The organism is Phormidium tenue FACHB-1052, assembly GCF_014696675.1.
Lineage (GTDB): Bacteria > Cyanobacteriota > Cyanobacteriia > Phormidesmidales > Phormidesmidaceae > Nodosilinea > Nodosilinea tenuis_A.
In genome coordinates this window covers 208,804-215,553 of sequence record NZ_JACJQN010000011.1, presented here as the reverse complement: position 1 = coordinate 215,553, position 6,750 = coordinate 208,804, and the positions used below count along the sequence as shown (strand labels likewise).

General features: G+C 59.3%; 4 protein-coding genes. 2 read left to right on the top strand and 2 right to left on the bottom strand.

Going from position 1 to position 6,750, the window contains the following annotated elements:
* Window positions 1-84: 84 nt before the first annotated feature.
* Window positions 85-2,307, bottom strand: a complete 2,223-nt coding sequence (locus H6G07_RS16335) for a glycoside hydrolase family 10-like protein (protein WP_199312150.1) — start codon at window positions 2,305-2,307, stop codon at window positions 85-87.
* A 147-nt stretch (window positions 2,308-2,454) separates the two neighbouring features.
* Window positions 2,455-3,672, bottom strand: a complete 1,218-nt coding sequence (locus H6G07_RS16330; protein WP_073608846.1) for a PAS domain-containing sensor histidine kinase — start codon at window positions 3,670-3,672, stop codon at window positions 2,455-2,457.
* A 337-nt stretch (window positions 3,673-4,009) separates the two neighbouring features.
* Here H6G07_RS16330 and H6G07_RS16325 point away from each other — a divergent pair, with 337 nt between their 5' ends.
* Entirely contained in the window at window positions 4,010-4,795 is a 786-nt protein-coding gene (locus tag H6G07_RS16325; protein WP_084173219.1) for a response regulator transcription factor, read from the top strand.
* Window positions 4,796-5,021: 226 nt separating this feature from the next.
* Entirely contained in the window at window positions 5,022-6,662 is a 1,641-nt protein-coding gene (locus H6G07_RS16320; protein ID WP_073608848.1) for an ABC transporter substrate-binding protein, read from the top strand.
* The last annotated feature ends 88 nt before the right edge of the window (window positions 6,663-6,750 follow it).

The window sequence follows — 6,750 nt, the reverse complement described above, 5'->3', positions numbered from 1 at the left end:
TGCTGTCGATGCAAGCCGAGATTAAAGCCTTGACCAACTATCACTGGTGGCCCGCTTGACTAGCCTAATTATTTCGGGGGTATGCTATTCGGATTTGGTATGAGTTTTCTCTCCATGCTCTAGCAGCTGTTCGATCGCCCTTAGCCGATGCTGCCACGATCGCAGCCTGTAGCCACTATTTGCTGTATCCACCAACATCCCCTGGTTCACCGAGCTACGCACCCTAGCCAGTTCGACTTTCACCGTTTCTAGATTGCGCCGCGATGGCTCTTGGGCCAGGGCGTCAAACTCATGACCTAGACTATTGACCGCGCTGATCCAGGGTTCTAGGGCATTGCGATCCATCCAGAGGCGATCTTGGCTCAGCAGCCAGCTCCACTCGCGCTGGAGAGCGGCGTAGCGGCTAGCGGCCATGGCATAGGGAGTGGTGGGGCCAGGCGGTCTGCCGCTCTGGGTTTGGGCTAGCACGGCGTTTAGCTCAGTATTGAGATCGGCGGCGGCAAATAGGGCATAGCCGGGGGTGGGCAGGTCGCGGCTGGCCTGCATTTGGTCGAGGGTGGCAGAATTCGACAGGTTCAGCAGCCGAATCGCCGGAATCACCAGGGCTGAGCCAAAGGATTCATTCACCAGCCAGGGGGAAACAATGCGCTCAAAGCGGCTGGTGTCTTCCGCGTAGCTCATCAGCACAATCCAGTCGAGGTAGTCGGCTCTGGCCCAGGCTCCCCAGTCTTGCTGAATGCGCTGTAAACGCTCGTGCTCGGGGTTGGCAAACACCGCCGCCGACATAACCAGGTGAGGATGCTGCCGCCGCAGGGTGCTTGAGATGGATTGCACAAACGAGGTGACCTGCTGGACGCGAAACTCGTTCCAGCGCTCCCAGAGCACCTGCTGCTGAATGCGCTGGTTGCGATCGAGGGCACTGTCAGGTCGAGGATTAATGGTGACAGGGTCAACGCCGGTCATGCTCTGAAAGCGCCAGCGGGCGACTTCGCCATAGCCGTAGGTGCGGTTGGCCCCAGGATCTTGAAAGGGGTAGCGAATGTAGTCGAGGTGCAGACCATCGACCCCGTAGTTGGTGACGATTTCGGTCATCAGCCGGGTCAGGTAGCTGCGCACCTCGGGGTTAGCCGGGTCTAGGAACGGCTTGTCTTGCCCACGGGGAATCAGGCTGCCGCTGTTGTCGTAGGCGGCCCAGCTGGGGTGCCGGGAAATCAGCGGGCCGGGATAGGCAGCGGGCTGGTTGAGTAGGCGGTTGTGGCGCTGGTTGCCCGCCGCAAACACCCACACCCAGGCGTGTAGGGTCATGCCCCGCTGGTGGGCCAAATCTACGGCGGCGGCGAGGGGATCCCAGCCTTGGGTGAGGGGATTTTGCTCGGGAGCCACCTGGCTAGGGTAGATGGTATAGCCCGCATTCACGGTTTCAAAGAAGACGGTGTTGATACCGGCGGCGGCCAGCTTGTCGAAGATGGCGCTCAGCCCCTGGGGCGACCTGGCCCGCACAATGGTGCCGCGATCGAGCCACACGGCGCGAAGCTCACCCTGGTTGATGGGGCGATCGGTGGGAAAGTTGTCCCACAGGGCGGTGCGGCTGGCCAGCCAGCGATCGCGCACCTCCCCATGCTTGCCCGCCGCCAGCAGCCCATCCCAATCGTTTAAAAGCTGCTGGGCCTCGCCTAAGGTAGGGTGCAGATCGGCCCCGCGCCCCCCGGCCACATTGACCGGGTCGGCAGCAGCGGTAAGCACGGGTGGGCGATCGGGCAGGGTGAGCGCCGTGGGCGCATCCAGCGAGTTGGCCATAATCAGGGCGCTCTCAAAGCGGCCAATCAGGTTCTTGAGCTCCTGCTGCATGGCCAAAAACACCACCGGGTTGGGGGGTCGTCCGGTAGGCGACAGCTCAATCACCGCCGGGGCAATCTGCTCGGCGGGGTCGCCCGAGATGGGGCTGGGCGAGTCGCCTGGGCCACTGTCTAACGGAGCAGGCTGAACCACCCTGGGCCGCTGGGAAGGGGGCAGCGGCGGCGACGACGGCACTTGAGTGGGTCGCCGTCCGGGGCGGGGTGCGGGCGACGGCTCGGCGGTGGGAATCAGGGGAAAGCTCTCGGTCTCGGCATTGTCCGTGAGGTCGAGGTAGAGCTCTAGGTTGTCGGAGAGAGCGGCGGCGCTAGCCGGTTGCCCGGAGGAGGTGTCGGCCTGGGCCAAGACCGGCAGCATCGGCAGGCCCACCCCAACCAACCCGGCGAGGGTCAAAGATCGCCCCAATAAGGCCATCGCGACCAGTAAAAGGCCCTTGCCTGACTGCTGTGTCACAATGTCATCCCTCCATCACACGGCGCTAATTGTGGCACAGGCCAGCCCATTCGGCGCTGAAAAGGCGATCGCCCTCCAGCAGAGGCATAGCGGATCCAGACACGAATCACTCAGCCTAGGTGGTCTGCTACTTCTTCAGTAAACCCACTATGCTGGCAGGCTAACCGTGAAAGTAGTGCCCACACCCACCCGACTGGTGACCTTGATGGTGCCCTGCTGGAGTTGCACAAACTGCTTGACAATGCTCAGGCCCAGCCCCGTGCCGGGAATGTTGCTGACGTTTTGGCCCCGGTGAAAGGGCTCAAATAGCTGCCTGCGATCGCCCGCCGGAATGCCAATGCCCTCGTCTTGTACCTTGATGATGACCTGACCCCGCTGCTTGATCAGCTTGAGCCAGATGGGGCGATCGCCTGGGGTGTAGCGAATCGCGTTTGACAGTAGGTTGTTGAGGATCGATCGCAGCAGCCGCTCATCAAGGCAGGCCAGCACCTGGCGACTGCGGCAGCCAAACTGAATCGGGGCCTGGGGCCGCCGGTAGTCGCCCTCAGCCAGCAGATCCTGGCAAAACGCCATTAGATCGAGCGGTTTAGGGTTGACCTCTAGCACCTTGGCCTCGATCTTGCCGATCACCAGAATGTCGTCGATCATGTGGGTCATGCGCTCGACGTTGGCGTTGATAGTGAGCAGGTAGTCGGTTTTTTCGTCGGGGCGCAGCTGGGTGTCGTAGCGGTTGAGCGATGACACCGTCAGAGCAATGTTGTTGAGCGGATTGCGAAACTCGTGGCAGACCATCGAGACAAAGCGCGATCGCAGGTCGCTGAGCTGTCGCAGCTGCTGGTTAGCGGTTTGCAGCTCGGCGGTGCGCTCCTGCACCTTTTGCTCCAGCTCCTCGTTGGCCCGCTGCAAGATCTCCTCGGCCCAGCGCCGCTGGGTGATGTCGCGAAAGGTGACCACCGTGCCAATCAGCTGACCCTCTTCGTCGCGCATCGGGGTGCTGATATATTCCACCGGGAAGCTGCTGCCGTCTTTACGCCAAAACACCTCGTTGATCACCCGCCGCACGCTGCCATCCTGAAATGCGGCGTAGATCGGGCATGCCTCCCGCTGGTAGGGGCGACCATCGGCCAGGGAATGATGCATCACCGCATGCATTGACTGGCCAACTAACTCCTCCATTGACCAGCCAATCATGGCGGCAGCGGCGGGGTTGACAAAGGTGACATTGCCTGCGACATCCAGCCCGTAGATGCCCTCACCCACGGCATTGAGAATCAGCTGGTGCTGGCGGCGCAGGTGCTCTATCTGCCCCAGGGGTGCAGTGGGGGCAGCCGCCGCTCTCGGGGGTAGCCAGTAGGTTTGGGTCATTTAAGGGTTCGCGATCGCCATAAATATCTTGCCAGTCCCAGGGAAAGGTCAACCCCTCGGCCATCCCGTCGGCCAGGAAGAAAGTATCACCCTATACAACGGCCCGTTCCCCCAAGGTTTACTACAGAACTGTGGAGCCATTAACTATTCTCAATAGTAGCGGTAAGCATCTGCGATCTAAGCTCGGAGTTTTTCTGAATTACAGTCTGGTTTTAATACTGATCTGAGCTGTATTAATATTGCTTAGCCCAATAAATTTTGACAATCAATTTGAGCAAAAGAACCTAGTACCTAAACCACCCTAGCCTGCGCCACCGACCTAAAAAAGAGAATGCGTGTGAAGACTATTCTCATTATCGAAGACGAGGCCCAAACTCGCCATCTTTTTCTCAAATGCTTAGAGTTTGAGGGGTTTTGTGCCGTGGGGGCCAGCGACGGTACCACCGGGGTAGCCATGGCCCAGCAGCACACCCCCGACCTGGTCGTCTGCGACATCATGATGCCCGATATGGATGGCTATTCGGTGCTCTCGGCCCTACGCAAAACCAGACAGACAGCGCTGATTCCCCTCATCTTTCTCACCGCTAAGGTCACCATGGCCGACCTGCGCCGAGGCATGGAGCTAGGGGCTGACGACTACTTGACCAAACCCTGCACCGTTGAGCAATTTTTGGCCGCCATCAACAGCCGCCTGCACCGCCAAGAGCAGCTCTCAGAGCTTTACACCGATGGAGAAAGCCGCCCTCAGGAACCCTTCCCAACACCCCCATCAACCCATCTCTTTCCCACTGACCCCAGGCTAGCCAACGTCTTTTGCTTTATTGAAGCCCACTACCGACAGCCAATTACCCTCAATGATGTGGCCCAGAATGCGGGCTATTCCCCGGCCTATCTGACCAATTTGGTGCAGTCACACACCGGGCGCACGGTTAAGCAGTGGATTATTGAACGCCGCATGGCCGAGGCGAAAACTCTGCTGGCCACCACTGCCAAGAGCATTCGCCAAATTGCTGAAGCTTCAGGTTATAGCGATGCGGGCTATTTCACCCGCCAATTTCGTCAGTTCCACGGCGTTTCTCCCCAGACATGGAGACGAATTTCTGTATCAGAACTAACAGATTAGTACTTGTTTTTGAACCTAAAACTAATTCCAAAAGAAAGTCCTACTATATGCAAAACTTGCTCCAGTGCGTTTTTCGTTGGGACTTGATAATCTGTCTAACAACTTGATCTAACCTTGCAGATAAGAGTAGGGCAACAGCAGCAGTCAAATCCTCTTTGCCTACGTTGCTCAGTTGGGTTTTCAAGGTGATTGGGGAAAGGTTTTTGTCGCGTTCAACCATCTGTTTATGGTCATTTCAGCAGTAGCAAAGTCGCTCAACGACTGGGGCAGTTTGAGTTGCACATCACCCTCCCTGATGTGGCCCGGTCGCCCCTGTCGAGACTGCGGCACGGTGCATTTCACGGGCGACCACTCGCGGTTTATGGAAACCATGCCCCAGGATCCGGTCGATATGGTCGATGATCTGGTGAAAATGGGGGTCTATAAGCAAAACCAGCTGCGCGCCGCCGACACCGTCAACACCTACGAGCTACGCAAGGCGCTGTTTCTCAAGCGCGTGGGCCGCAACGACCCCAAGCGCGAAAAACTGATTTTGGCGCTGTGTGAGCAGGCGGGCGGGCTAGAAAATGCTTTCGCGGCGGCCTTTGGCCCCCAGGCGGGTTTGTTCTTTGCCGACTCGGTGCGTAACAGCGGCGCAACCCGCCGTGAGTTTCTCAAAAATATGGCGCTGGGGGCCGCCCTGGTCACCCTGGCGAGCTGCGCGGGTGGCAGTGAGGAGCCAGTGGCCGAAGACACCGCTGCCCCCATTGACACCAGCAGCTTGGAGAAGACCGACATTCAGGTAGGCTTTATCCCTATTACCTGCGCGACGCCGATCATTATGTCGGAGCCGCTGGGCTTCTACGAAAAGTATGGCTTCAACGCCTCGGTGGTGAAGATGCCGAGCTGGGGTGCCGTGAGGGATTCGGCGATCGCAGGCGAACTCGACGCCTACCACATGCTGGCCCCCATGCCCATTGCCATGACCCTGGGCCTGGGCTCCGCTGCTTTTGGCGTCAAGCTGGCCAGCATCGAAAACGTCAACGGCCAGGCGATTACCGTCGCTCAGCGCCACCTGGGCAATGTCGAAGGCCCCGCCGACTTTAAAGGCTTTGTGATTGGGGTGCCCTTCCCCTACTCGATGCACAATCTGCTGCTGCGCTACTACCTGGCATCGGGCGGCCTTGACCCCGACGTGGATGTGCAGATTCGCCCTGTGCCCCCGCCGGACAGCATCGCCCAGCTGATCGCAGGCGACATCGACGCCATGCTGATGCCCGACCCATTCAACCAGCGGGCGGTGTATGAAGAGGCCGGGTTCATTCACATGCTCACCAAAGACCTGTGGGACGGCCACCCCTGCTGCGCCTTTGCCGCCAGTGACGACTGGATTACCGCCCATCCCAACTCCTTCCGATCGCTGAATAAGGCGATCATCGAAGCGGCGGCCTACGCCCAAGACCCCGCCAATCGGTCTGAAATTGCCGCCGCCATCTCCGATCGCGCCTTTTTAAACCAGCCCGTAGAAGTGGTTGAGGCGGTGCTCACCGGCAACTTTGACGATGGCCAGGGCAACACCCTCTCGGTGCCCGATCGCATCGGCTTTGAGCCCTACCCCTGGCAGAGCTTTGCCAAGTGGATCTCATCGCAGCTGGTGCGCTGGGAGCTACTGGGTGAGGGCAACACCGCCGCCACCGTGAGCAATAGCGACATCGACCAGGTGGGGGCAGAGGTCTTTTTAACCGATCTGGCCCGCGAGCTGGCCCTTGAGCTAGGCCAAGAACCCCCCTTCGAAACCGATCGCACCGAAACCCTCGCCTTTGACACCTTTGACCCGACCGCATCGGCAGACTATGTCAAAAGCCAGATCGACCAGTTTGGTAAGTAAGTTGCTCTAGGCCCAAACCTGGGTTCCACCGCTAGCCTAGGGCCGGGCGGGGTCGGTGGAACCGCGATCGGCGCAGTTTTTAGGAGGT